The sequence below is a fragment of the Phyllobacterium sp. P30BS-XVII genome (assembly GCF_014138335.1).
Lineage (GTDB): Bacteria > Pseudomonadota > Alphaproteobacteria > Rhizobiales > Rhizobiaceae > Phyllobacterium > Phyllobacterium meliloti.
Map to the genome: position 1 here is coordinate 204,751 of NZ_JACGXO010000003.1, position 24,726 is coordinate 229,476.

Sequence of the window (24,726 nt, forward strand, 5' to 3'; positions counted from 1 at the left end):
CAGCTCATTGGCTCTTCGGAGTGAAGGAGGTTCCATTCACGCTGCGCAGCAATCGGTCGAAGCGCATTTCCGTCGGCCAGCGCCAGATTTCCAGCGGGCTTGCCTTGTCGGCAATGGAGAAGAAAATGATGTTGGCACGGCCGATGAAATTCTCCAGCGGCACGGTTCCCAGCTCAAAACGGCTATCGGCGGAATTGTCCCGGTTGTCGCCCATCATGAAAAACTGACCTGCCGGAACAGTGAACTCCCGGGTATTGTCGCCAAGACCGTTCGGGATCAGATCAAGCGTATCATAGGTGACGCCGTTTGGCAGTGTTTCGCGATAAACATCAATCGGAAAAGGCTTTTCAGTCACATCAGGATTGTTGATCTGGCCAACTTTGACACGCGGTACCGCAACGCCATTGATGTAAACAACGCCCTCACGCACCTGCACCTTATCGCCGGGCAAGCCGATCACGCGCTTGATGTAGTCAATGGACGTATCAGCAGGCGTGCGGAAAACGGCGACATCACCGCGCAACGGTTCGCTGCCCCAGATGCGGCCTGAAAACAGGTTGGGCGACAGCGGAATTGAATATTTCGAGAAGCCATAGGAGAATTTCGAGACGAAGAGATAATCGCCCTCAAGCAAAGTCGGGCGCATCGAGCCGGACGGAATGTTGAACGGCTGGATCAGCACAGTCCGGATAACCAGAGCGAGCAGCAGAGCCTGCACGATAACGCTGATCGTCTCGCCGAGACCACCAGATTTTTTCACAACAGATTTGTCGCTCACGCTCGTCATATCTCCAAATTTGTAACGTGCCCCCTCTTAACGGCTGAATCCGCAAGGGGCAATGCCGCTTGGTCAAGCTCAATGACCTTTGAATACGGCTATTCCACGATTTTCAACGCTTCAATAATCACGAATGCTTGTGCAAGTGGAAAATCATCGGTGATGGTCACATGGATATGGGCGGTGTGACCGGCAGGCAGAATCGCCGCAAGGCGCTTGGCCGCACCATTGGTCAGGCGCATGGTCGGCGCACCGCTTGGCAGGTTCACAACACCCATATCGCGCCAGAAAACACCGTGGGAAAGACCTGTACCAAGCGCCTTGGCGCAGGCTTCCTTGGCGGCAAAGCGCTTGGCATAGGATGCCGCACGCAGTTTGCGCCGCTCGGATTTGGCTTGCTCGACCGATGTATAAACCCGGTTGATGAAACGCTCGCCATGCCGTTCCAATGTCTTTTCAATGCGCCGTATATCGATCAGGTCACTGCCGATCCCGATGATCATGACGGTTCAGCGACCTTTTCCAGACGAAACCCGGCCTTGCGGCGATTCTGAAAGCTCGCAACGATCCAGCGGGTCGGGAAATAGACAATGAGGGCGGCAATCAGCCCCAAAGGCACAGCGCCGATCAGCATGGGTTTAACAATCGGTCCCCACAATTCGGCGAAATCCAGATGCCGCAGCATATGACCGAGATGATGCGGGAAAGGTTCGTCGCTCGGACCGCCACTCAGGATAAAACGTCCGACTTCCAGCGTCGCGCCCCAGATGACAGGCAGAAAGAGCGGATTACCGAGCGTCGTGCCGAGAATAGCGGCGGCTATATTGCCGCCGATGATCCACGCAATGGCCAGTGCCACAGCAATATGCACGCCAAGAATGGGAATGAATGAGGAAAAAATACCCGCTGCAAGACCTGCCGCAATGGCATGGGGCGTCGCCCGCAGCCGCAGCACGCGCTTGCCAAAATAGCGCAAGGAGCGGCCAACGGAGCGGCGTGGCCACAGCGCAATACGCATCCGCTCACGGAAGCCCGGTTTGATACGCCGTTTGAAAAGCATTGGTATTCAGGTTCCTCGACACCGGAGTCAGCGCGTGTGCAACTGACTCAGGGTACTCACGTCTTCTTGGTTAATCAAATATTACGACTACCGGGCTTAACGGGCGGAATTGCGGCAAGCTCGGGTGGTAATTGATCCGCAGGATAGGCCGGTACTTCGTATTCCGCCAGTGCGATCAGCGGCACGCCGACATTTGTTTTTCCGGCAGAGCGATCGATGATGCAGGCAGCGGCCAGAACATCGGCCCCCAGTTCCTGCAAGGTGGTGACAGTCTCGCGGATCGACAAGCCCGTCGAGACAATATCTTCAACGATAACAACGCGGGCACCTTTGGCAATCTCGAAGCGGCGCAGCCGGAACACACCATTCTCCCGTTCGACCCAGATGGCGGGAACGCCGAGGTGGCGTGATGTCTCGTAAGCCGGAATAATGCCGCCAATAGCCGGCCCGACCACATAATCGATATGGCCAAGACCAGCATCCCTGATCTTGTCGGCAAGAGCCCGGCAGACACGCTCGGTCTTGTCGGCATGCATGAACACGCGGGCCTTTTGCAGGAATGTCGGGCTGCGCAAGCCCGATGTCAGGATAAAGTGCCCTTCGAGCACTGCCCCTGCTTCGCGAAATACCTGAAGAACTTCATCCGTGTTCATATGTACCCTCTATCCGTTCACGCGCTGCGCATCACTGACGCATTTGCTTTCCTTGAGTTTCGACAGAATCCGATTGAGATGTTTCAGATCCCAGACCTCCAGATCGACGATCATCTGCGTAAAGTCAGGTGCCGTGCGAACCATGGAGAGATTATGAATATTGGTTTCATTCGCCGCAATGATTTCGGCGATCTCCGCCAGTGATCCCGGTGCATTGATCGCGGAAATATTGATCCGTGCCGGGAACCGGTCCCGCCTGCTCTCGTCAATATCCCAGCGCACGTCGATCCAGCGCTCCGGCTGATCATCATAGGCCATGAGTGCCGATGACTGGATCGGGTAGATCGTCATGCCTGACCCCGGCTGCAGAATACCGACAATGCGGTCGCCGGGCACTGCGCCCTCAGGCGAGAAATGCACGGGCATATCAGGGCTGGCACCCCGGATCGGCAGGGCGTGCGGGCCGCCCGGCTCCCAGCCTGTCGTGCCCTCACTGCCTTCGGGTATCTTGAAAATCATGCCCGAAGTATTGCGGAAATTGACCCAGCCTTCCTCGCGCTCTGTTGGTGTCGGCTTGGGCTTTGAATCCTGATATTCAGGATAAACAGCCTTCATGACATCGGAGGATGGCAATTCACCGCGACCAACGGCTGCCAGAACATCATCGATTTCCTTGCGTGCCAGACGCGGCAGGCCCTTCTTCAACTCGTCGCGTGAATAGACCTTGCCTGCCCGTTCAAAGGCCCGTTCAAGAATCTGCGTGCCAAGGCCGGAATATTGCTTGCGCACGGCAATACGCGTTGCACGCCTGATAGCAGCCCGCGCCTTGCCGGTAACAACGACAGATTCCCATGCGGCTGGCGGTGTCTGCGCCTTGGAACGGATGATTTCCACTTCATCGCCATTATGCAATTCGGTCATCAGCGGCATGATGCGGCCATTGACCTTGGCACCAACGCAGCTGTCGCCGATATTGGTATGTACCGCATAGGCAAAATCAATTGGCGTGGCCCCACGCGGCAGGGCGATAAGCCGGCCCTTCGGCGTGAAACAAAACACCTGATCCTGAAACAGTTCAAGCTTGGTGTGTTCGAGAAATTCTTCCGGATTGTCGCCTTCCGCCAGCGCCTCGATGGTCTGGCGCAGCCATGCATAGGCATTGGTCTCGGTCGAAATCACATGCGGATTCTGGGCACTGCCGCGATCCTTATAGATCGAATGGGCAGCCACACCATATTCGGCAATATCATTCATTTCACGTGTGCGGATTTGCAATTCGACACGCTGGCGCGAGGGGCCGACAATGGTCGTATGGATTGACCGGTAGTCGTTCTGCTTGGGCGTCGAGATGTAATCCTTGAAGCGCCCCGGAACCATGGACCACGTCGTATGGATGATCCCAAGCGCATTGTAGCAATCACCAACCGTATCAACGACGACGCGGAAGCCGAAAATGTCCGAGAGCTGTTCGAAGGACAGCCCCTTGCTTTCCATCTTGCGGAAGACTGACCATGCCTTCTTCTGGCGGCTTTTGACACCGGCCTTGATGCCGTGTTTTTCGAACAGGCTGGAAAGATCGGCCTCGATCTGCGCCAGCGTGCTGCGATTCTTCTCCATCAGCTCGGCGAGCCGGTTGGTTACAGCATTGAAGGCTTCCGGATTGATATAGCGGAAAGCCAGCTGCTCCAGCTCTTCGCGCATGTCCTGCATACCCATGCGGCCCGCAAGCGGTGCATAGATATCCATGGTTTCTTCGGAGATGCGCAGGCGCTTGTCCGGCGGCACATGATGCAGCGTGCGCATATTGTGCAGACGATCAGCAAGCTTGACGAGCAACACGCGTACATCGTCGGAAATGGCCAGAAGCAATTTGCGCAGATTTTCCGCCTGAACCGCTTTCTTGGAGACAAGATCAAGCTTTTTCAGCTTGGTCAGACCCTCGACCAGCTTGCCGATATCGGGCCCGAACAGCGTGTCTATTTCCTGCCGCGTCGCTGACGTGTCCTCGATTGTGTCATGCAGCAGCGCGATGGCAATCGTCGCCTCGTCCAGATGCATATCGGTAAGGATTGCGGCAACTTCGAGCGGATGGGAAAAATAAGGATCGCCCGATGCGCGCTTCTGATGCCCATGCTTCTGCATGGCATAAACATAGGCTTTGTTGAGCAGCGCCTCATTAACGTCAGGCTTGTAACGCTGAACACGCTCGACAAGCTCATACTGACGCATCATGGACGGTAGCCTCCAAACTCAAAACTCTAAATTATCAAGCGATATATGGTAATTGCGTTACCAAGACGCAAAAATAATGCGCCGCAGAAAGACTGCGACGCATCAAGATAGCCCAAACTGGCAATCAGCCGCGCTTCAGCGCGACATTTGATTAATAGTCGTCGCTTTTTTCCGGAGCTACCAAGCCCTCGATACCGGCCAGCAATTCTTCTTCCGACATGCTGTCGAAGGAAACATTGTCGTCTGCATCTGCTTCGATAATTTCGCCGCCTTCGCTGTCACCGGATGTGACCTGCGCAACAACGGCAACGGCTTCCGGCTCGTCCACTTCCACATGCTTCTGCAGCGAGTGGATGAGATCTTCCTTAAGATCGCCGGGCGACAAGGTTTCGTCGGCGATTTCACGCAGCGCAACAACCGGGTTCTTATCATTGTCGCGATCGATGGTGATCGCTGCACCCTGCGAAATCAGGCGCGCGCGGTGACTGGCGAGCAAAACCAGTTCAAACCGGTTTTCGACCTTGTCAACGCAATCTTCAACAGTGACGCGGGCCATGAACTGCCCCTTTCATTTTTAACTGAATTAACGGATTAAGCCGGACATAACGCGGTTGCGCAGAAAAAACAAGCAAAAGCCGTCGAGCTATTGCATAACATCTGTTGAGCGACCAAAAAATGATCACCATATATTGAGCACATCTGTCCAAATTTCGGACAAATTTTCCGGCGAGGTATTGGCTTTTAGCTGAACCCGACGTAGTAAATATCCTACTTACGTATAAGATCAGATCGAGCTGTATTACTGCCAAGCTGATTTGAAATTGAAGCTCACCTTTTTGAAATGGAACATTATTATGTTTGATCCACGTGAAAAGATCGTCTTGTTTATCGATGGTGCAAATCTCTACGCAGCCTCAAAGGTACTGGGATTTGATATTGATTATCGCAAGCTTCTTTCAGCTTTTCAGAAAAGAGGTTATTTGCTTCGTGCGTATTATTATACTGCGCTGGTCGAAGATCAGGAATACTCTTCCATTCGTCCTTTGATCGATTGGCTCGACTATAACGGGTACAAGGTCGTTACCAAGCCTGCGAAAGAATTCACTGATTCTGCCGGCCGCCGTAAGATTAAAGGCAATATGGACATCGAACTTGCTGTCGACGCCATGCAGTTGACCGATACGGTCGACCATTTTGTTATCTTCTCTGGCGATGGCGATTTCCGCTCGCTGGTGGAAGCCTTGCAGCGCAAGGGCCGCAAGGTCAGCGTTGTCTCGACCCTTTCGACCCAGCCGCCAATGATATCGGATGAATTGCGCCGTCAGGCTGATCATTTCATCGACCTGACATCGTTGCGCACCGAAATCGGCCGCGAGCCGTCGGAGCGGGCACCGCGCCGTGTCGAAGAAGAACAAGTCGACTATTGATATTTGCTGAAAGACGTGGAGATGCCGCATGGAAAACCGTGCGGCATTGTGCTTTCTAGCGCCCTATGACCGTAGAACCCTCCCCCGATTGCCCGATCTGTCCCCGCCTGCATGATTTCATCGCCGGATGGCGTGTGAAGGAACCGACCTGGCACAATGCCCCGGTTCCAGCGTTCCTTCCGGCTGGCGGTATTGAATCCGTGCAGCTGCTGATCGTTGGATTGGCCCCGGGTCTGCGCGGTGCCAACCGGACGGGCCGCCCATTTACCGGCGACTATGCCGGTGATTTGCTCTACGGCACCTTGTCCGAATTCGGCTTTTCCCGCGGCACATTTGCCGCGCGCCCGGACGATGGCCTGCAACTGCTCAATACATCGATCGTCAATGCAGTGCGCTGTGTTCCGCCTGAGAACAAGCCTGTTGGCAGCGAGATCAACAATTGCCGGCGGTTCTTGACGCCATCGATCCAGCAATTCCAAAATCTGCGTGCCATCGTCACTCTCGGCACCATTGCCCACCAATCCACCGTGCGTGCGCTAAAACAACCGGTTGCCAAGTTTCCGTTCAGCCATGGCGGGCAGTCGGATATCGGCAATATCAGAATTTTTTCCAGCTATCACTGCTCGCGCTACAACACCAACACAGGGCGATTGACGGAAGCCATGTTCAAGAGCGTGTTTGCCGCCGTGCGGACGTATTTGGATGAGGTGGCGTAGAATAGGGATTTCCCCCTCTGACCTAGCTCACCATGAGGGAGATGGGTGGGTTGCACAACCATTGTCGCGCCCTTCGACAGGCTCAGGATGAGGGATGGTGTTGGCTGCAATGCTAATCGCTAACGAGTGCAGAACTTGACTCCCTGCAATCCTCCCTCTCCCTCATCCTGAGCTTGTCGAAGGGCGCGGCTATGGTTCTGCAACCACCCATTTCAAAAAAAATCACACCAACTTATCCAACACCATCCCACCTCGTTTATTCTGATGGTGTCCTTTCCGGCGGGAATGCTCCGGAAAACTTTCTGAAGTCAGGAAAGGATCGGTGATTTCGTCTGCGGGGAGAAACCAACCGCAGGGGAAAGGTTTTATCTCACAAGGGTAAAACCAGTCATCGGGACGGGTGATCCTGAAGTTTTCTTGGTTGAAACAGGAAAACCTCCGGGGAACGCACCAACTACACTACCAATACCAAGACACCCGCGTTCCCTTTGGATCGCCCGTCTTTCCCACCTCATCAATAGCCAGACGCAAAAGCGGGCGTGGTAATGGGAAATGATGTTCCGCAACTGCAATTGGAGATGCAATCACCCCGGTAGTCCGACAGGACAGAGGGGGGTGAGCACTGCCACAACGGCCCTGCAAATCAAACATACTTCACAACCAGAATAATCAGCCGCGATCGCGTAGCAGGCGGGATTTTTCGCGGTTCCAGTCGCGTTGCTTTTCCGTCTCGCGTTTGTCGTGCAATTTCTTGCCGCGGGCAACCGCGAGTTCAAGCTTGGCCCTGCCCTGATCATTGAAATAGAGCTTCAATGGCACGACCGTCATACCTTCGCGATCAACCGACTGTGCCAGCCGAGCCATTTCGCGCTTGCTGACCAGCAGCTTGCGGTGGCGGCGCGGTGCATGGTTGAAGCGATTGGCCTGCAGATATTCCGGGATATAGGAATTGATCAGCCAGAATTCGCCATTCTCAAGACTGGCATAGCTTTCCGCAATATTCGACTGATTGTTGCGCAGGGATTTCACCTCGGTGCCCTGCAGCACAATGCCAGCCTCCATCGTGTCGAGAATCTCGAAATTGAAGCGCGCTCTGCGGTTCTCGGCAATGATCTTGCGAACCGTTATGGGTTTTTTGGCAGCTTTGGGCTTATTCATGGAGCTTATATAGTACTTTCCAACTGAATTATCAGTTGATCAGCCCCGCATGTTTCATCGCCTGATCAATACGTTCGGCGGTTGCCGCTTCAATCGGGACGAGCGGGGAACGCAGCGAATTGTTCATCTTGCCGAGCTTGGCAAGGGCATATTTCGGACCGGTTGGATTTGGCTCGATAAAGAGCGCCTTGTGCAGCGGCATCAGGCGATCCTGAATGGCCAGTGCTGCCGGGTAATCGCCCCGGAGGGTCGCAGCCTGGAATTCAGCGCAAAGGCGCGGAGCAATATTCGAGGTTACGGAAATGCAGCCAACGCCGCCATGGGCGTTAAAGCCGAGTGCGGTCGCGTCTTCACCCGATAGTTGAATGAAATCGAGGCCGCAGGTGATGCGCTGTTCCGAAACGCGCTCAATCTTGCCGGTCGCATCCTTGACGCCAGCAATATTCTTGAAGTCATGCGCCAGCTGGCCCATCGTCTCCGGGGTCATGTCGATGATTGAACGACCGGGAATATTATAGATGATGATCGGCAGCGAGACAGATTCGGCCACTGCCTTGTAATGGGCATAGAGACCACGCTGGTTCGGCTTGTTGTAATAGGGCGTCACAACCAGAATGGCATCGGCACCCGCCTTTTCCGCGTGCTGAGCCAGTTCAATCGCTTCACGGGTGTTGTTGGACCCTGCACCGGCAATAACGGGCACCTTGCCCTTGGCTTCCTCGATGCAAACCTCAACCACGCGCTTGTGTTCGGCATGGGACAGTGTTGGCGATTCGCCCGTCGTACCGACAGGAACGAAACCATTCGTGCCTTCAGCAATCTGCCAGCCGAGAAATGCACGAAAGGCTTTCTCGTCAAACGAGCCGTTTTGGTCGAATGGCGTGACGAGAGCGGTGATTGAGCCTTTCAGCATGGTGAACTCCAAGAAAACAAGATTAGGTTCATGGCAGAACCGATACGGTACCGACCATAAGGTGGCGCACCATAGTCGTGCAACCTTCGCCGGGCAAGATGATTTCCTTGATGAAAAACAGCAAAGCAATTGATGATTTCGTCAAAAGCAACGGATCGTGATAACCTTTCGTTAAGAGTGCCTTCACACGTCCGCCATTATTATCTGATCCAACAGTTCCGGGTCCGGGGCTGTGCTGCGACCCCTTTCGAATAAACTGGTTGTCTGAATGCTGAGAACTTCTGTTTTGCGTCATGTTCTTCTTGCGTCATCGCTGCTTGTGACGACGGCTTCGCTTGCGCAAAATTCAACGCCGCCCGTACCAGCACTCAATCCCTTTGCACCAACACAGACACGCAGCAGCCCGGCGGCACAGATTCTGGCAAAGCCAGATCCGGTCACAACCGCAGGGATCGCCCAGCCATCAAGCCCCACGGCCATTGCCGGTAGCCTGAAAACCGGTCTGGATGCCCTTTCCAGCGGGGATGTGCAGCAGGCGCTGGGCATTCGCAACGGCCTGCCCGTCAATGCGCTGGACCGGCATATTCTGACATGGGCCATTGGCCTGTCGAATGCACCGGGTATTCCCAGCTCCGAAATTGCCCACGCAGCCGCTGAACTGCCGGGCTGGCCGGGAATGGCGACCTTCCGCAACAATTCGGAACGGGCGCTCTATAAGGAGAATCCGGCACCAGCCACCGTCATCAGCGCCTTTGGCGGCACCCCGCCACAAACGGCTGAAGGCACCATCATTCTTGCCCGTGCCTTTGTCGCGACCGGCAATATTGCCCGCGCCCGGCAGGTTCTCGGCCCCTTCTGGCGTACCAAGAAGCTCGATGACACACAGGAAGCGATGATTCTGAAGGAATTCGCGCAGGTTATTCCGCGCGAGGACCATCTGATGCGCATGCTGACCATGCTTTATGAGGGCAAGGCGAAATCTGCCGGACGCGTTGCCAAGCTTGCCAATGCCGAGCCGCTTTACAGTGCTTTTGCAGCCGTTTTGCAGAAGTCGCCTGATGCCGCCAAGAAGCTCGCCGATATCAATGGCTCCATGCAGTCCAATCCGGCCTATATCTTTGCCAAGGCGCAATATCTGCGCCGTCAGGAACGTTTCAAGGAAGCCGCTGACGTATTGGCCACCGCACCGCGCGATGCGGCATCGTTGATTGATCCGGATGCCTGGTGGGTGGAGCGGCGCGTGCTTTCGCGTGAACTCCTCGACATTGGGGATGCCAAGCGCGCCTATACAATCGCAGCCATGCACAGTGCCGAAACACCTTCTGTCGCTGCGGAAGCCGAGTTTCATGCGGGCTGGTATGCCCTGCGTGCGCTGAAAGACCCGCAAACGGCCCAGCGCCATTTTGCCCGTATTGCGGAAATTTCGTCGCGCCCCATGTCCGCCTCACGCGCCTATTACTGGCTTGGCCGCTCCGCCGAAGCTGGCGCTGGCGGCAATGCCAAAGATTATTACAGCCGCGCGGCACGCTATGGCACCACATTCTACGGCCAGTTGGCGGCAGCGAAGCTTGGGCAGTCAAGCCTGCAACTTCCCTATCCGCGTCCTTCCGATGCCGATCGCGCCCGCTTTGCCCAGCGTGAAGCGGTGCGTGCTATCCAGCGGCTGGAAGATACGGGTTATGACCAGCGCGCCGCCATGCTCTACACCAGCCTCAGCCAGGAACTCGACAGTCCCGGCGAACTGGCGCTGCTGGCTGTCATGGCAGAGCGCAAGAGCAACCACTTTGTTGCGCTGCGTGTGGGCAAGACAGCGGCCCAGCGCGGTATTGATGTCGGCGCACTCTCGCACCCTATCGGCGCCATCCCCACCAATGCCAATATTTCCGGCTCCGGTGCCGCCCTCGCCTATGCGATTGCCCGGCAGGAGAGCGAATTCAATGCCGGTGCGGTTTCCAGCGCCGGTGCGCGCGGCCTGTTGCAATTGCTGCCGGGCACCGCAAAAGAGGTGGCCAAGCGCGCTGGTATCTCCTATTCCAAGGATCGTCTCACCGGTGATGCAGCCTATAATGCGACGCTGGGCGCACGCTTTCTGGGCGAGCAGATCGCCAAATTCGATGGCTCCTATGTCCTGACATTCGCCGGTTACAATGCCGGACCCAGCCGTGCCAATGAATGGGTTTCACGCTATGGCGATCCGCGCGGCAAATCCGTCGACGAAGTGGTCGACTGGATCGAGCGCATTCCTTACACCGAGACACGCAATTACGTGCAACGCGTGATGGAAAACTACGAAGTGTACAAATCCCGGCTATACGGCAAGGCTCAGATCGAGAGCGATCTGACCGCCGGAAGGCTGCAACGCTAAGATAAGCTCCCAGCAACAGGATTGCAGATTGGCCGATTCAGTTCGTGATATTCATTTTAGCGCCCCCGACGGCCTGCAACTCTATGGCAGGCTGTATCAACCGGAGGTGAAAACCGACAATTTGCCCGTTGTCTGCTTGCCCGGACTGACCCGCAATAGCCGCGATTTTCATGAACTCGCGCTCTACCTGTCGCAGCATCCGCAAACGCCGCGCCCTGTCATAACCTTTGATTACCGTGGACGCGGCCGCTCCGCCTATGATCCGGACTGGTCGCATTATAATATCGGCGTCGAAGCCGGTGATGTCATTGCCGGTCTTGCCCATCTGCAAATCCATCAGGCTGTCTTTCTGGGCACCTCCAGAGGTGGTCTGATTACCCATATTCTGGCGGCTATTGCCCCGCAATTACTGGCGGGTGTCATCCTGAATGATATCGGGCCGGAAATATCAGTCGAAGGGTTGCAGCAGATCGGCAGCTACCTCAACGGCGCGCGTCAGCCGAGGAACTGGAACGATGCGGCCGAATTGCAGCATCAGGTGCATGGCGCATATTTTCCTGCTTTGACCAGTGAAGATTGGCAACGTTTTGCCCGCGCGATCTATCGCGAAGACAATGGGATTATCCGCTCGGACTATGACCCTAACCTTCTGAAAACGATGGAAAACATTGATTACACCCAGAAACTGCCTGATCTGTGGGCGCAGTTCGATCTGATGAAAGATTTGCCACTGCTGGTTATCCGAGGCGAGAACACCAAGCTGCTTGCACAGGAAATCGTTGAGGAAATGCAGCGGCGGCACAATTCACTGCAGGTGTTCAACGTTTCAGGTCAGGGCCACGCGCCATTGCTTGAAACCGGACGTATCCCTGATCTGATCGCGGCCTTTGCCGCTGGCGTCGACCTGCGCGAATAATCAGGGTTTTGCCGGCTTTTTGGCAGGAACCTTCGCTTTGGCTTTCGCCGGAGCTTTTGATTTGGCTGCGGCCTCAGGTGCGGACTTTACCAGACCCGCCGCCTGCTTCATCCAGTTTTCGCGATGCGCGCGACCGGGAAAACCGATCTCCCGGCTGACCCATGCCGCCTGATCCGCATCCCAACCGGCAATCTGGTCGAAATGAAACACGCCGAGGGCGTAAAGTTCGGACTGGATGACATTGCCGATACCGTCGATGTCCAGCAACTGGTCCGGCTTGCCGCGCCGCGCATTCTTCAAAATTGCCGGGCGATGTTTGTCGTCTTCAGTCGTCCTGACCGGACGCGCCTGCAGGCTTTTTGCAGCGGTCTTCCCGGGGGCTCTGGTCTTCGTTTTCGCCGCTGCGCTGCTCGCCGTGCCTGCGGAAGAAGCCAGTGCAGGAACCGGTTCCGCTGGAGGTATCATCGCGGCTGCCGGTTTGCTTATATCGTCATTGGCGGGGGTGACGGCTGCTGCCAGACGCACATCGGCAGCGCGGGTTGACTCTTCAGACACGGAATCCGTTTTCGGAGAGAACCGTTTGAAAACGCGCCCTAAAATGGCGCCGATGAGAAAGGCCGCCGCGATGAGCAAAAGGGATTGAACAAGAAAGATAACCATAGCTCTTTACCCCAATTTCAACGACGTTCAGTTGCGCTTCTCGCCTGCGGTCGACCAGCCAACATAAAAACCGACGAGAATAGCCACCAGCAGAAAAAACCATAGCTTGGTGATGAGATACATCATTGTTCACGCTCCTGTTGAGTAGGCTGCCCTGTGATTCTCATCCGGCATTGCTGGCGGCGGGAGGTGCGAGTTTTACGTCACCGACCTTACCATTACCCGGCAGTTGTGTCTTCAATGCATTGGTTATGGACTCGTAATCGGCTGCATTTGCGGCTGTTCCATCGATGCTGTAGCTCTCTCCGGCGAGGCTGACCTCCCCGCTTACCAATTGCGATGCCTGCTGCAAAGCGAAGTTGGCAAGTTCAATAAATCCCTTCGGCGCACCGCGCGCGACCGCCATCTCATCAATGATATCAATGCCGGGCATGGCACTTTCGGCTGCTGCCAGAAGTTTGGCGCGCGTATCACCATAGGGAACATTTCCAGAAAGAAGAATCCCCTGATCGGACTTTGTCACCACAAAGCTGAAAGGATCAATCAGCGGCAAAAGCGTTGCCGCGTTTTCAACCACACGAATGCCGTTGGTTTCATTGGCAATTTTCAATGCGGATGCGAGCGCTTCTTCGGAGGGCGCGACGCCTTTTAAGGTCAGATCCCGCCCTTCGACCTCGATACTGGCCCAGCCATTGTCGACTTCCAGCGCTGTGCTGACCGCCTCGGTCAATTGCCGGTCAACGGGTTCGGCGAGAAACCAGCCGGCGAGTGTCGTCAGACATGCAACGGTAATGATACCGGGCCAAAACCAGCTTTTGACAATGTGCATGTGGGGCGTGTTCCCTTATGGCAATCAGACAAGATGCTGTCTTGCCCCATGTCACCTAGAATATCAACACGGCGCCCGGCGCATCAACAAGGCAGGCACAAAGAAAAACCCGGCAGCTTGCGCTGCCGGGTCTTGAACGACTTAATCCTAAGAAGGATTAGAAGTTGCGCTGGAAGCGGATCATACCGCCGATTGCGTCGTCCTTGTTGCCCTTCAGGCCTTCAGCGAACGTCTTACGATCGCCGTCGAACTTGGTGTAGCTAACTTCAGGAGTGATCGTGAAGCCAGGAACCAGTTCGTATGCAACGTTTGCAGTTGCTGCCCATGTGCCTTCGGATTCGTAAGCAACCTGTGCGCTAACAACGGCCTTCTCGGAAACCTTGGCTTCGATGCCGCCCCAAGCTGCCCAGTCACCTTCCCAGGTGCCGAACCAGTTGCGCTGACCGGAGTCATGCAGGTCGTCCCAGTTGGACTGATAGCCGCCCATGACGAAAGCCGACACGGTGTCTGTGAACTTCACATCCAAGCGCACTTTACCAGCGAATTCTTCTACAACTGAGTCATAGGCTGCAACACCGGAGATCTTGCCCCAAGCCTGTTCGAACTTCGCACCGACCAGAGCGTGTGGCATGTAGTCGTCAATACGATAGTCGTAGTTGTAGTAGTTGTTATCCATACGCTGGCCCTGTTCAGCGGCGATGATCGCCGAGAAACCGTTGCCGCCAGTGAAGGTATAGCTAACCTGGTTGGATGTGCCGGACTGGTAGTTGATCACGTCATCGTTGATGATCTTGCCACCAGCATAATCGGTCCACGAACCGAAGATTTCGTCGGCAACACCGATACGGAAGCCGCCGAGCTGAATGTAAGCCTGAGGAATCAGACCGCCGCTGTTTTCACCGTTCGTGTAGTTGAAACGTGTTTCGATGAAGGACTGCAGTGTGCCGAGTTCTGTTTCCGAACGAGCGTCGAAACGAACAGTTGCACGTGTCTGCTTACCCCAAGTACCGCGTTCACCACCGGCATAAACTTCGTCGCCGCCCTTGGCGTCGTAACGCAAGTAACCGCCGATTTTCAAGCAAGTCTCGGTGCCTGGGATGTAGAAGAAGCCTGCGCCGTATGCGTCGCAAACGCGAACGTATTCGACAGCTTCTGGCTCAGCGACAACAACTGCGTCTGCAGCGCGGGCGCCGGTTACTGCAACGAGAGCTGCAGCGGAGCCGAGTAGAAGGCTCTTGATGTTCATTTCTGACCTCCAGTCAAAGTTAAAAATGGGTCTGGGCATTCCAATTTGGCTGAAGGACAACCTTGTCCCCATCCCCTAAGTCCAAGAAGAAATGCGGCGAACGCCCTTCCTCTGCGACCGAACATACTCGCCATCTCCGGGGTTTCAACCACGAATGTCGGCATCCACACCCCGAGGGGGCTCTATGCCTTATCCCTGTTGCACAAATGACACGAAATCGCCGCGGGGCCAGCGAAATCTTTACCACTCATTAATATAGGTAACCGGATTTTCATAAAATCGACCCTACCGATGGCGGAAACAGAACGGCATTTTGGGGCGGAATCGGGCATGAATTGCCAGCATATTTAGTGCGCGTGAATCGAATCGAACCGATTGCATGCTGATTCTGACAGGTGGTCTGCCATGACTTATTTCTATCTTGTTATAGCCATAGTCTTTGAAGTGGCCGCGACGTCTGCGCTCAAACAAGCTGATGGTTTTACAAAGCTTTGGCCGTCTCTCATCTGTCTGGCGGGCTATGCGGCAGCGTTTTATTTCCTGTCCATCCTCGTCAAAACCATGCCCGTCGGCATTGTCTATGCAATCTGGTCCGGCGCAGGAATCGTGCTCATCGCGGCTATCGGCTGGTTCTGGTTTAAACAACCGCTTGATCTACCGGCTATCATTGGCCTCGCCCTCATCATATCGGGCGTCCTGATCGTCAATTTGTTCTCTGGAACTGTTGGGCATTGAACCCTGAACTGACGTCCAGATTGCGGGTCTGATCTCCTGTAACCAACCCGGCTTCCCGTCAAACTTTGACTGGAGGTCAGAAATGAACATCAAGAGCCTTCTACTCGGCTCCGCTGCAGCTCTCGTTGCAGTAACCGGCGCCCGCGCTGCAGACGCAGTTGTTGTCGCTGAGCCAGAAGCTGTCGAATATGTTCGCGTTTGCGATGCATACGGCAAAGGCTTCTATTATATCCCAGGCAGTGCAACCTGCCTGAAGGTCAGCGGCTATGTGCGGTTTGAAGCCAAGGGTGGCGATGACGTCTCCAAGGGCGGCAAACTCAACACGTGGAAGTTGAAATCCCGCGCGACCGTTCGCTTTGATGCCCGTTCGGACACGGAACTTGGCACTTTGCGCTCCTATGCCGAAACACGCTTCAACTACGAGAATGGCGAGAACAAGGGCGCGGAGATTTCTCACGGCTATATCGAACTCGGTGGCTTCCGCATCGGCACCACAGATTCGCTCTATGATACCTGGACCGGCTCCGCCGGTAACGTGATCAATGACGGCGTGATCGCCTATGCCGGAGATCAGGACAATCAGGTCAGCTATACCTTTGCCGGTGGCAATGGCTTCTCGGCCTTGATTGGTCTCGAACAGGGCGACAAGGATCACCTGATCACAGACTACACGCCGCATATTGTTGCTGGCGCGAAGTTCGAGCAGGGTTGGGGTGGTATCTCCGGCGTTGTCGGTTACGACTCCGTTGTTGAAGAGTTCGCCGGCAAAGTGCGCTTGGATGTGAAGCTCACCGACACTCTCTCTGCCTTTGTCCTCGGTGGATACCAGTCCGGTTATGGTGATCACGCCAAAGAGAAGCGTACCGGTTCCTACTACGGCACATGGAATGGTGATTGGGCTGTTTGGGGTGGCTTGACTGCCAAGGTGTCCGATAAAGCAGAGGTCAATGCCCAGTTGGCTTACGAGTCCGAAGGCACTTATGCCGGAGCGTTGAACGTTGCATACGAACTGGTGCCCGGTTTCAAGATCACACCTGAAATCAACTACACGAAGTTCGATGGCGCTCGCAAAGATGCGCTTGTGAAGGATAACAAAAGCGACGACGCGTTCGGCGGTATGATCCGCTTCCAGCGCAATTTCTAAATACTGAGACGCGAACAGCCAACGCCGGGTTTTTCCGGCGTTGGATTTTCCCAATACATACTTATTCAAACATCATTTTTTCAGCGTTCGTTATCGCGCGCACAGACATTTAACAGAGAAGGAATCCGAACCGGTCGCGGGCCGAGGAGATATTGAAATGTTTGGACAATACCGATGGGCATTGGTCGTTGATGAGGTTGTGCAAGGCTTCATCAAACGGGATTCTATTAGCCTAAGGTCGTATAAGACACCCGATTGCGCTTTTCTGAAAGACGATTACAACTCGTTGTATATTTTCTTTATGCATATTTTTCAGATTTAGAGTGCGATCATTATGACAGTGTCACCTATGGGTATCGGGCAGCCGGATGTGAATTTCCCGCTGCGGTTTCAATATAATCTCACCTACGCATCGACGGATCACGCAACCAAACGGCTGGTCAAGGATCATTCCCTCGACGAATTGACGGCACATTATATCAGCATCCTCTGGGATGAAGGTTCGCACAAAGGCAATGTGAAGTCTTTTCTGGGAGAGATCAGTGAGATTTTGGTCGGCGAGCGTTTCAGCGTCTTTACGCAGGAAATGCTGGACTCTGTGATCGGCACGCTACGCGAACGCGGCAATAGCAACGCAACCATCAATCGAAAGATGGCTGCCTTGAGCAAATTGCTCCGGAAAGCGTGCAAGATGGGCGATATTTACAATCTGCCGGAATTCCGTCGCCAGAAAGAGCGGCAGGGCCGTATTCGCTTTCTGGAAGCGGAGGAGGAATTGCGCCTGTTTTCGGCCATCAGGGCCAAATGCGAGGACAGCTATCGCCTCAGCGTCTTTCTTGTCGATACGGGTTGCCGGCTGGGTGAAGCGATTGGGCTATGCTGGAATGATTTGCAGGAAAGCCGCGCGACATTCTGGCTGACCAAATCCGGGCGCAGTCGCACGGTTCCACTGACGAGACGCGCGCATGAGGCGACGCAGATTGCGCGTGGACGCCTGAAAGGCCCCTTCTCCATGCATAATCAGGTGCGTTTCCGCGCTATCTGGAATGAGGCCAAGGCTGAGGTGGGATTGGGCGCGGATGATCAGGTCGTCCCGCATATTTTGCGGCACACCTGCGCCTCACGGCTGGTGCGCGGCGGGATTGATATCAGGCGTGTGCAGATGTGGCTCGGGCATCAGACATTGCAGATGACCATGCGCTACGCCCATCTGGCGACGAATGATCTCGATTCATGCGTGGTGGTTCTGGAGCAGAACTAAGCAATGCCGGCTGGTATGGCTGTGCAATCCGATAGGATGGGCGATTTCTCAAGCAAGCCATGCAATAAAACTGTTTGTGTGCCGCTATCCATAGATATTCTGATTGAATGGACCGCAACCCGGCACTCATAGCAATTGCGATCAAACGGAATGGATCGAAGATCTCTATGATGGCTGCGGTCACAAAGGGGGAAGCGCAAATTGTTCGAGGTAAACGCATCAAATATTGACGCATATTTTGAGTTTGATCCGTCGCGCGAAAGCGATCTTCGGGCCGTTGACGAGATGATACGCAGTGCGGTGCCTGATTGGACCAGATGGTTCGTCGCCGGTACGCCTCCGGGTAAACCGGGCATGCGGATGTCCATGATTGGTTATGGCCGTTTTGCCTACAACGTCAAATCATCCGACCGTCCCATCGCGTGGCCCATAGTTGGGCTGGCACTGCAGAAGAATCACCTTAGCCTTTACCTTGCTGTAAAATACGAAGGAGCGGCTGCGGCTTCAAACTGGGCTGATCGCCTGGGCAAGGTTTCCGTCAGTAAAATCGGCGCCATCAGATTTGTGCATGCATCGGATATTGAGGCGCAGGCCTTTCGCATGATGTTGCAAACTCTGGAGAAAGACCTGCAGGACGGGCAGGCTTCGCTCGCCTACGCACACGTGCAGTCAAATTAGATCGTCCATCAGGCGATCAAGAGCAAAACCAGACCGGCAATGGCAAGACCGAGCAGTCCGAAGACTGTTCCGAGCCCTGCCCTGATGACGGATCGATCATGCGCCAATCGCGCGCGCTTATCAGGCAGTTCAGGATGAAATGATCGGGCTTTTACGATCAACATAATGATGCGGATGAACGCCCCGCCGATCCCCGCGAAGATGAATATGGCGCCCAATGATGCAAGTATAATCGACATCTCGTATCCCGCTCAAATATTCATCGGCCCAGCAGCAGCGCTGCGTGCTTGCTGTAAATGTAGCGCAGCGCGTATCGATTTGGCCAGTTCCCGCATGCCTGTTATTGGCGGCGGGGCATATCACGCGGCTGGCGGAAAACCGTTATGCGCATTGCATTGGCCGGTGTGCAGCAGCCGGAAGACGCTTGAGCATTGATCCTCCAGATAGTATCAGGATTCTAATGATAAGAAGGGCCGACGCTTGACGCGCATCAATTGCATTCCACCGGTTGAACTCACTGGTCCACATCTGGTTGCAGAGTATCGGGAGCTTCCGCGGGTGTTCGCGCTCGTCAGAGCTGCGATAGTCAGGGGTGAAACACCAACTGATAGACGCAATCCGTTGCACTACACACTTGGCACCGGTCACGTTCGGTTTTTCTATCCTCGGCTTGGTTTTCTTGCCAAACGACAGTCCCATTTGATTGCCGAGATGCTTGCTCGCGGATATGCGCCGCAGTTCGCCAACACGGATCAATTGCTTGTCGGATTTCCATCGGAATGGTGCGCTGATTGGGACCCGACTGACGAAGCAATGCTGATAAACCGGATGCGCATTGCGGAGCGGCTTGCGAACAGCGGAAGAGCATGAGAATCAGATAAGCGGCAAAGATAGGTGAAACTTGCCGCGCCTTGCCTTATGGCATTGGCCGCAAAGTTTGGGTTCGCTTTCACTGATGAGAACGAAGAGAGATCAAACTTTACGGAAATGACCTGTCTCCGGCGTTTGCTCAGGTTTTCCGGCATCAACTTCACATTCACAGATTTTTCCAGGAAGCTGCATAAAGTCCTTGCCAACAAAGGGTTTCATCTTTAGTCAGCGTCCTTGGAGAGGTGGCCGAGTGGTCGAAGGCGCTCCCCTGCTAAGGGAGTAGGCCCGTTAAACGGTCTCGAGGGTTCGAATCCCTTCCTCTCCGCCACCACCCTGATTTCATTTGTATTTTATCTGATTGAACAGCGTTGCTCGCGGCAAGGCCTGTTGCAATCGGACAGGCTCGATTTCGTTGGATATGTGCCGCGCGCGCCAGCGCGTTGCCAACAAATCAGACGTTCGCGGGGATGCGGGCGATAACCTTGATCTCAAAGTCAAAGCCAGCAAGCCAGTTCACGCCAATCGCTGTCCAGTTCGGATAAGGCCGCGTGCTGAAAATCTCCTGCTTGACGGCCATGATGGTTCCAAACTGGTTCTCGGGGTCCGTGTGAAATGTCGTTACGTCAACGATGTCGTCAAGCGTGCAGCCCGCCGCGGCCAGCGTCGCTTTGAGATTTTCGAAGGCCAGTTGAACCTGCCGTTCGAAATCGGGCTCCGGTGTTCCATCGGAGCGGCTGCCAACCTGCCCGGATACAAACAGGAGATCACCGGATCGGATAGCTGCCGAATAGCCATGTTCCTCATAAAGGGCATGCCGGTTTGCAGGAAAGATTGCTTCACGTTGGGTCATTCTTGATCTCGCTTCTTCGCCGTTGAATGGAAAAACTAGGGGCACGGTGCGACGGAGCTTCACACAGGGCCACTTCATCTGATATACGATACGTATGTGAAATAGACCGCGCAGGCATTGCCTGTCAAGTTGATATACGAAGCGTATATGAAATTGAGGAAAGAATGGTAAAGCGACGGGCCGAGACGATGGAGGAAAACCGGATCAAGCTGATTGCGGCCGCACGAAAGGCATTTGCCGAAAAGGGTTACGCGGGCGCCTCGATGGACGAACTGACCGCCGATGCCGGTCTTACCAGAGGGGCGCTCTATCACAATTTCGGCGATAAGCGGGGGCTTCTTGCGGCAGTTGTTGATCAGATCGATTCGGAGATGGCGGCCCGCGCGCAAGAGATCGGTGCCCGTGCCGGTGATGACTGGCAGGGTTTGCTTGACGAAGGCGCTGCCTACATCGAGATGGCGCTTGATCCGGAGGTTCAGCGCATTGTCCTGCTCGATGGCCCCGCCGTGTTGGGTGATCCCTCGCAATGGCCGAGCCAGAGCGGTTGCCTGCAAGCAACCAAGCAAATAGTGGAGCGTCTCACCGCACAGGGCATCCTCAAACCCGTTGACGCGGAAGCTGCGGCGCGGCTGCTCAACGGCGTTGCACTCAATGCGGCGCTCTGGATTGCTGCCAGTGACCATCCACAGGACGTGCTGCCAAAGGCCATCGAGGCGTTCCATGCACTGGCTGCCGGACTTCTTGTGAAATCCATCTGAACAGCACCATTTCCGTGTGCATGAAACGACATGGGCGGACATGCGATGCACGTCATCGCCCCCACTTGCAAATGACTACTAAATGCATTTAACTATTTGATTTTACTTGACTTTTTTTCTGATGATCCCTACTTGCGGGTTGTCAGTTGCGAAAAATACTGATGAAGCAATGACGATCTCGTGCGCAGCGGACGTGCGGATTCGTCGAACAAAATACTCCGCCCGGCGCTTATCTCATGTCTCCAATTGCGATCATTGTCTTGGCAATCAGCATGTCTGTGGATGCGTTTGCGGTCTCGGTGGGCCGCGGAGCTGCGTTGGGGCGACCGCGCTTTTCCGAATCCATCCGGACAGGCGCGGTGTTCGGCATCGTTGAAGCAATAACACCGGTGATCGGCTGGGCGGCAGGCGTTGCTGCCAGCGGCTTTGTTCAGGCTATTGATCATTGGATTGCGTTTGGACTTTTGGGAGCCGTCGGCTTTCGTATGCTGTATGCGGCCATGTCTCGGAAAGCGCAAACGGAAGAGCGCGTTGGAAACTCCGCCTATATGTTGCTTGCAACCGCTGTCGGAACCAGTCTTGACGCCATGGCGGTGGGTATCTCCCTCGCCTTCCTCAACGTGAACATATTGGTGATTGCGCTTGCAATTGGTATTGCAACCTTCCTGATGTCATCGGGCGGTATGCTGATAGGCCGGTTGATTGGCGAACGGTTTGGCCGCGCGGCGGAAGCTGTCGCAGGTTTCGCGCTGATCATACTGGGCTCATCGATACTGTTTGAGCATTTGACAGCCTAGTTTTTCGGCCCGCCCCCTCTTCATTTTTGGGAAAAAGACCGTGCATGTGAACAGCCACCTTGTCAAATCCATCTGAATTCCTGCGCTGATGCCTTGCGCCAAAATTGTTGCCACAGATAATTTAGCGCTTGCAGGAGTTTGATGAAAACCAATAGACCTGCGGATAGCATTCATACTCGGCCTTATGGGGGGATACATGAAGGGTTACGTGAACATTCTCGCGGGTGACCCCGCTCCCTGGTTTTACCAACGCACCTCAACCAATCCGCGGTACTCATTCAATACCGCCGGCGGTCGCTACATTGTCCTGTGTTTCTTCGGATCAGCTGCGCATGAACACAGCCGGGAGGCAATTCTGGCGGCATTCTCAAAAAGCCATCTCTTTGATGATGACAGAGCTTCTTTTTTTGGCGTGTCTGTTGACCTGATGGATGAGAAAGAAAAAAGAGTAGCTGACCGCTATCCGGGTTATCGGTTCTTCTGGGATTCTGATGGAACGGTAAGCCGGGCCTATGGATCAATTCCGATTGACGCAAAATCCGGAAGCGGACCGGTACCGGTTCGGCAGCAATGGATGGTGCTCGACCCGACGATGCGCGTTCTCAAAGTCATCCCCTTTGCCATGGATCGCAGCGATATCAACGATGTTTTGTCTTATGTCGAGGGCTTGCCGCCAGTGGGCTGTTTCACAGGCATGGAGATGCAGGCACCCATTATCATCCTTCCAAACGTTTTCGAGCCAGAGTTCTGTCAGAAATTGATTGATCTCTATGAGAAAGATGGAGGATCTGAATCCGGCTTCATGCGTGATGTTGGCGGCAAAACCGTGGAAATTCAGGATCATAACCACAAGCGCCGCAAGGATTATACCATTGATGACCCGCAGATCATCACGCAGGCGCAGGATTTGATCAAACGCCGCATTCGACCAGAGATCGAAAAAGTGCATCAGTTTACCGTCACACGCATGGAGCGTTACCTTGTCGGGTGCTATGCGGCTGAAGACGAGGCACATTTTCACGCCCATCGCGACAATACTACAAAGGCCACCGCGCACAGGCGTTTTGCCGTGTCGATTAATCTCAATAATGATTTTGACGGGGGCGAAGTGAGCTTTCCGGAATATGGCAACAGAAGTTACAAGGCACCGGTCGGCGGCGCTGTTATTTTTTCCTGTTCCCTGTTGCATGCGGTATCAAAAGTTACGCGCGGCCGCCGCTATGCATTTTTGCCATTTCTTTACGATGACGCTGCTGCAAAAACCCGCGAAGCCAATGCTTCGTTTCTTTCAGACAATGATGCAGTTGCTGATCAAAGGGCCGTCAAAGCCTGACTAGGCTCCCCATATTCCCACATTCAAAGAAAAAGGCGGCCCATATGAGCCGCCTTTTTCATATCTGATGGGTCTTTGTCTTAGAGACGGAAGATTGCCAGCGGATACCAGTAACCATCGCTGTGACGGCGATAGCCGCGGCGATATTCACGGTAGCCGCGATGGCCATTCCAGTAACCGGGACGTCCGCGGCGGTTGTCAAAACGAGGGCCACGGCGATCATCGCGGCGATCCCAGCGGCGGTCGTTACGACGATCCCAGCGGCGATTGTCGTAGCGGCGCTTTTCAATGTACTGCGCCTTTTCCACATTCGAAACCACTGGCGAGGTCTGCGAAGACACCGGCGCTGCATTCGAAGAAACGACCGAAGTCAATCCAACGAGAACCGCAAACAGTCCTGCGGTAAACAACGAAACAAGATTTTTCATGAGTCACTCCTATCGATTCATACCTGCAATAGGTGCGCCTTCACTGATGAACAGAGTATGAACAGTTCGGCATGGAACTTTAATGTTACCTGCGCCGTTAGACCCGGTCTTTACAAGAGGAATTGGCAAATTAAACGCCGCCCCAAACAGGAAATGACTAAACAGCGCCTCCCGCCTGCTCCCTGCCCGCCCCATCCAGCAGTGTCTTCACCGACGCGATCCGCTCATCGGCAATATCGCAGATATACTGAATTGCCGATTGCTGCCGCTCATTGTTGATATCGGTAGCCGCCATAAACAGCACCTCGACAAGGTATTTGACTTCGGTCAAAAGATTACAGGCATCAATGACTTTGCTTGATTCATTGCTCATAATAAGCCTCAATAAAAATGGATGATTCTTTAAATTTTATGCATATTTTTGGCTGCTGCCTGAACGTATGGAAGCGCGCACAAAGACCTAATAATTGCCTTAACCTTATGCGGATTATATAATCTTAGATTACCGCATTGGTCAATATAAAATATTCAAGGTTGATGAAATATGATAATCTCACCAGCTCAATGCCGTGCCGCACGCGCGCTAATTGGATGGTCGCAGGCGAAGCTGGCGGAAATAGCAAAAGTGGCACCGGCGACCATTGCGACCTTCGAAGCAGGAAAGCGCTTACCTTACGACCGAACGCTCGATGATCTCAAAGACGCGTTGACAGCCGAAGGCGTTATTTTTCTTGATGATGGCGCACTGACCGGTGGAGGCCAAGGCGTGAGGCTTAAATAGAACGATTGTCACAACAAAGGAGAAATAGCGTTACATCGCATTTTAGTAATTACAGCCAGGAATATTATTATCCCAACCATGCAAGCTGAATTTATTTATTGTCCATATAGACTTAGGTATAATACCAAAAACATTTAC

28 protein-coding genes, 1 tRNA gene and 1 pseudogene are annotated in these 24,726 nt (G+C 54.3%); 14 read left to right on the plus strand and 16 right to left on the minus strand.

Annotation, left to right across the window (positions count from 1 at the left end; all coding sequences use genetic code 11):
• Positions 1–4: 4 nt before the first annotated feature.
• The 6 genes from lepB to rpoZ form a co-directional block, all read right to left on the minus strand.
• Positions 5–787: a signal peptidase I gene (gene lepB, locus FHW17_RS10200; protein WP_091880429.1), complete on the minus strand. Its 783-nt coding sequence runs from the start codon at positions 785–787 to the stop codon at positions 5–7.
• 89 nt (positions 788–876) lie between these two features.
• Positions 877–1,281 carry a holo-ACP synthase gene (gene acpS, locus FHW17_RS10205; protein ID WP_112524469.1) on the minus strand — a complete coding sequence of 135 codons (405 nt, stop codon included), beginning with the start codon at positions 1,279–1,281 and terminating at the stop codon, positions 877–879.
• Positions 1,278–1,838 carry a DUF2062 domain-containing protein gene (locus FHW17_RS10210; RefSeq protein ID WP_182509771.1) on the minus strand — a complete coding sequence of 187 codons (561 nt, stop codon included), beginning with the start codon at positions 1,836–1,838 and terminating at the stop codon, positions 1,278–1,280. The genes acpS and FHW17_RS10210 overlap by 4 nt, the downstream gene beginning before the upstream one ends.
• A gap of 74 nt (positions 1,839–1,912) precedes the next feature.
• Positions 1,913–2,491 (minus strand): orotate phosphoribosyltransferase, encoded by a 579-nt coding sequence (gene pyrE / locus FHW17_RS10215; RefSeq protein WP_112524475.1) that lies wholly within the window; start codon positions 2,489–2,491, stop codon positions 1,913–1,915.
• Positions 2,492–2,500: 9 nt separating this feature from the next.
• Positions 2,501–4,723 carry a bifunctional (p)ppGpp synthetase/guanosine-3',5'-bis(diphosphate) 3'-pyrophosphohydrolase gene (locus FHW17_RS10220; RefSeq protein WP_112524479.1) on the minus strand — a complete coding sequence of 741 codons (2,223 nt, stop codon included), beginning with the start codon at positions 4,721–4,723 and terminating at the stop codon, positions 2,501–2,503.
• A gap of 151 nt (positions 4,724–4,874) precedes the next feature.
• On the minus strand, positions 4,875–5,279 hold the full coding sequence (rpoZ, locus tag FHW17_RS10225; RefSeq protein ID WP_091880436.1) for a DNA-directed RNA polymerase subunit omega: 405 nt from the start codon (positions 5,277–5,279) through the stop codon (positions 4,875–4,877).
• Between the two features lie 298 nt (positions 5,280–5,577).
• On the opposite strand from rpoZ, the gene FHW17_RS10230 reads away from it, so the two are divergent.
• Both FHW17_RS10230 and FHW17_RS10235 read left to right on the plus strand, forming a co-directional pair.
• Positions 5,578–6,150, plus strand: a complete 573-nt coding sequence (locus tag FHW17_RS10230; RefSeq protein ID WP_112524482.1) for an NYN domain-containing protein — start codon at positions 5,578–5,580, stop codon at positions 6,148–6,150.
• Positions 6,151–6,215: 65 nt separating this feature from the next.
• A complete protein-coding gene (locus FHW17_RS10235) occupies positions 6,216–6,866 on the plus strand; it encodes a uracil-DNA glycosylase (protein WP_113096150.1) in 651 nt (216 codons plus the stop codon).
• 669 nt (positions 6,867–7,535) lie between these two features.
• Here FHW17_RS10235 and smpB read toward each other — a convergent pair.
• From smpB to FHW17_RS10250, 3 genes are read right to left on the minus strand one after another with little or no spacing between them, the layout of a single operon-like run.
• Positions 7,536–8,024, minus strand: a complete 489-nt coding sequence (gene smpB, locus FHW17_RS10240) for an SsrA-binding protein SmpB (protein WP_112523143.1) — start codon at positions 8,022–8,024, stop codon at positions 7,536–7,538.
• A 31-nt stretch (positions 8,025–8,055) separates the two neighbouring features.
• Positions 8,056–8,937, minus strand: coding sequence for a 4-hydroxy-tetrahydrodipicolinate synthase (gene dapA, locus FHW17_RS10245; RefSeq protein ID WP_112523145.1), 882 nt, complete (start codon positions 8,935–8,937; stop codon positions 8,056–8,058).
• A gap of 28 nt (positions 8,938–8,965) precedes the next feature.
• Complete coding sequence (locus FHW17_RS10250; RefSeq protein WP_162730346.1) at positions 8,966–9,124, minus strand: hypothetical protein; 159 nt, start codon at positions 9,122–9,124, stop codon at positions 8,966–8,968.
• Between the two features lie 81 nt (positions 9,125–9,205).
• Between FHW17_RS10250 and FHW17_RS10255 the strand changes: the two genes are divergently transcribed.
• Together FHW17_RS10255 and FHW17_RS10260 are read left to right on the plus strand one after the other, a co-directional pair.
• Entirely contained in the window at positions 9,206–11,302 is a 2,097-nt protein-coding gene (locus FHW17_RS10255; protein WP_182509772.1) for a lytic transglycosylase domain-containing protein, read from the plus strand.
• 28 nt (positions 11,303–11,330) lie between these two features.
• The gene (locus FHW17_RS10260) at positions 11,331–12,218 is read left to right on the plus strand and encodes an alpha/beta hydrolase (protein ID WP_182509773.1); all 888 of its coding nucleotides are present in this window, start codon (positions 11,331–11,333) and stop codon (positions 12,216–12,218) included.
• Here FHW17_RS10260 and FHW17_RS10265 read toward each other — a convergent pair whose 3' ends face one another.
• The 3 genes from FHW17_RS10265 to FHW17_RS10275 form a co-directional block, all read right to left on the minus strand.
• The gene (locus FHW17_RS10265) at positions 12,219–12,878 is read right to left on the minus strand and encodes a hypothetical protein (RefSeq protein ID WP_182509774.1); all 660 of its coding nucleotides are present in this window, start codon (positions 12,876–12,878) and stop codon (positions 12,219–12,221) included.
• Between the two features lie 163 nt (positions 12,879–13,041).
• Entirely contained in the window at positions 13,042–13,707 is a 666-nt protein-coding gene (locus FHW17_RS10270; protein WP_112523154.1) for a BON domain-containing protein, read from the minus strand.
• Between the two features lie 157 nt (positions 13,708–13,864).
• The gene (locus FHW17_RS10275) at positions 13,865–14,953 is read right to left on the minus strand and encodes a porin (RefSeq protein WP_112523156.1); all 1,089 of its coding nucleotides are present in this window, start codon (positions 14,951–14,953) and stop codon (positions 13,865–13,867) included.
• 405 nt (positions 14,954–15,358) lie between these two features.
• On the opposite strand from FHW17_RS10275, the gene FHW17_RS10280 reads away from it, so the two are divergent.
• The 4 genes and pseudogenes from FHW17_RS10280 (at position 15,359) to FHW17_RS10295 (ending at position 18,771) form a co-directional block, all read left to right on the plus strand.
• On the plus strand, positions 15,359–15,688 hold the full coding sequence (locus FHW17_RS10280; RefSeq protein ID WP_182509775.1) for a multidrug efflux SMR transporter: 330 nt from the start codon (positions 15,359–15,361) through the stop codon (positions 15,686–15,688).
• A gap of 82 nt (positions 15,689–15,770) precedes the next feature.
• Positions 15,771–16,832, plus strand: coding sequence for a porin (locus FHW17_RS10285; protein ID WP_182509776.1), 1,062 nt, complete (start codon positions 15,771–15,773; stop codon positions 16,830–16,832).
• Between the two features lie 433 nt (positions 16,833–17,265).
• Positions 17,266–18,093 (plus strand): annotated as a pseudogene (locus FHW17_RS10290) (site-specific integrase); the annotation flags it as partial.
• Between the two features lie 201 nt (positions 18,094–18,294).
• A complete protein-coding gene (locus FHW17_RS10295; protein WP_182509778.1) occupies positions 18,295–18,771 on the plus strand; it encodes a DUF1801 domain-containing protein in 477 nt (158 codons plus the stop codon).
• A gap of 8 nt (positions 18,772–18,779) precedes the next feature.
• On the opposite strand, the gene FHW17_RS10300 is transcribed toward FHW17_RS10295, so the two are convergent.
• On the minus strand, positions 18,780–19,010 hold the full coding sequence (locus tag FHW17_RS10300; RefSeq protein WP_113096863.1) for a hypothetical protein: 231 nt from the start codon (positions 19,008–19,010) through the stop codon (positions 18,780–18,782).
• A 241-nt stretch (positions 19,011–19,251) separates the two neighbouring features.
• Here FHW17_RS10300 and FHW17_RS10305 point away from each other — a divergent pair, with 241 nt between their 5' ends.
• Both FHW17_RS10305 and FHW17_RS10310 read left to right on the plus strand, forming a co-directional pair.
• Positions 19,252–19,641: a pyrimidine dimer DNA glycosylase/endonuclease V gene (locus tag FHW17_RS10305; RefSeq protein WP_182509779.1), complete on the plus strand. Its 390-nt coding sequence runs from the start codon at positions 19,252–19,254 to the stop codon at positions 19,639–19,641.
• Between the two features lie 236 nt (positions 19,642–19,877).
• A tRNA-Ser gene (locus tag FHW17_RS10310) sits at positions 19,878–19,969 on the plus strand.
• 123 nt (positions 19,970–20,092) lie between these two features.
• On the opposite strand, the gene FHW17_RS10315 is transcribed toward FHW17_RS10310, so the two are convergent.
• Positions 20,093–20,491 (minus strand): RidA family protein, encoded by a 399-nt coding sequence (locus FHW17_RS10315; protein ID WP_112523169.1) that lies wholly within the window; start codon positions 20,489–20,491, stop codon positions 20,093–20,095.
• Between the two features lie 164 nt (positions 20,492–20,655).
• Here FHW17_RS10315 and FHW17_RS10320 point away from each other — a divergent pair, with 164 nt between their 5' ends.
• The 3 genes from FHW17_RS10320 to FHW17_RS10330 all read left to right on the plus strand — a co-directional run bounded on the left by FHW17_RS10320 (position 20,656) and on the right by FHW17_RS10330 (position 23,379).
• The gene (locus FHW17_RS10320; RefSeq protein ID WP_113096862.1) at positions 20,656–21,249 is read left to right on the plus strand and encodes a TetR/AcrR family transcriptional regulator; all 594 of its coding nucleotides are present in this window, start codon (positions 20,656–20,658) and stop codon (positions 21,247–21,249) included.
• Between the two features lie 236 nt (positions 21,250–21,485).
• Positions 21,486–22,046: a manganese efflux pump MntP family protein gene (locus tag FHW17_RS10325; RefSeq protein ID WP_113096861.1), complete on the plus strand. Its 561-nt coding sequence runs from the start codon at positions 21,486–21,488 to the stop codon at positions 22,044–22,046.
• Between the two features lie 196 nt (positions 22,047–22,242).
• A complete protein-coding gene (locus tag FHW17_RS10330; protein WP_182509780.1) occupies positions 22,243–23,379 on the plus strand; it encodes a 2OG-Fe(II) oxygenase in 1,137 nt (378 codons plus the stop codon).
• Positions 23,380–23,459: 80 nt separating this feature from the next.
• On the opposite strand, the gene FHW17_RS10335 is transcribed toward FHW17_RS10330, so the two are convergent.
• Both FHW17_RS10335 and FHW17_RS10340 read right to left on the minus strand, forming a co-directional pair.
• Positions 23,460–23,807 carry a hypothetical protein gene (locus tag FHW17_RS10335; protein ID WP_091880463.1) on the minus strand — a complete coding sequence of 116 codons (348 nt, stop codon included), beginning with the start codon at positions 23,805–23,807 and terminating at the stop codon, positions 23,460–23,462.
• 157 nt (positions 23,808–23,964) lie between these two features.
• Complete coding sequence (locus FHW17_RS10340; protein ID WP_182509781.1) at positions 23,965–24,180, minus strand: hypothetical protein; 216 nt, start codon at positions 24,178–24,180, stop codon at positions 23,965–23,967.
• A 171-nt stretch (positions 24,181–24,351) separates the two neighbouring features.
• Here FHW17_RS10340 and FHW17_RS10345 point away from each other — a divergent pair, with 171 nt between their 5' ends.
• The gene (locus tag FHW17_RS10345; RefSeq protein WP_091880471.1) at positions 24,352–24,588 is read left to right on the plus strand and encodes a helix-turn-helix transcriptional regulator; all 237 of its coding nucleotides are present in this window, start codon (positions 24,352–24,354) and stop codon (positions 24,586–24,588) included.
• Positions 24,589–24,726: the final 138 nt, after the last annotated feature.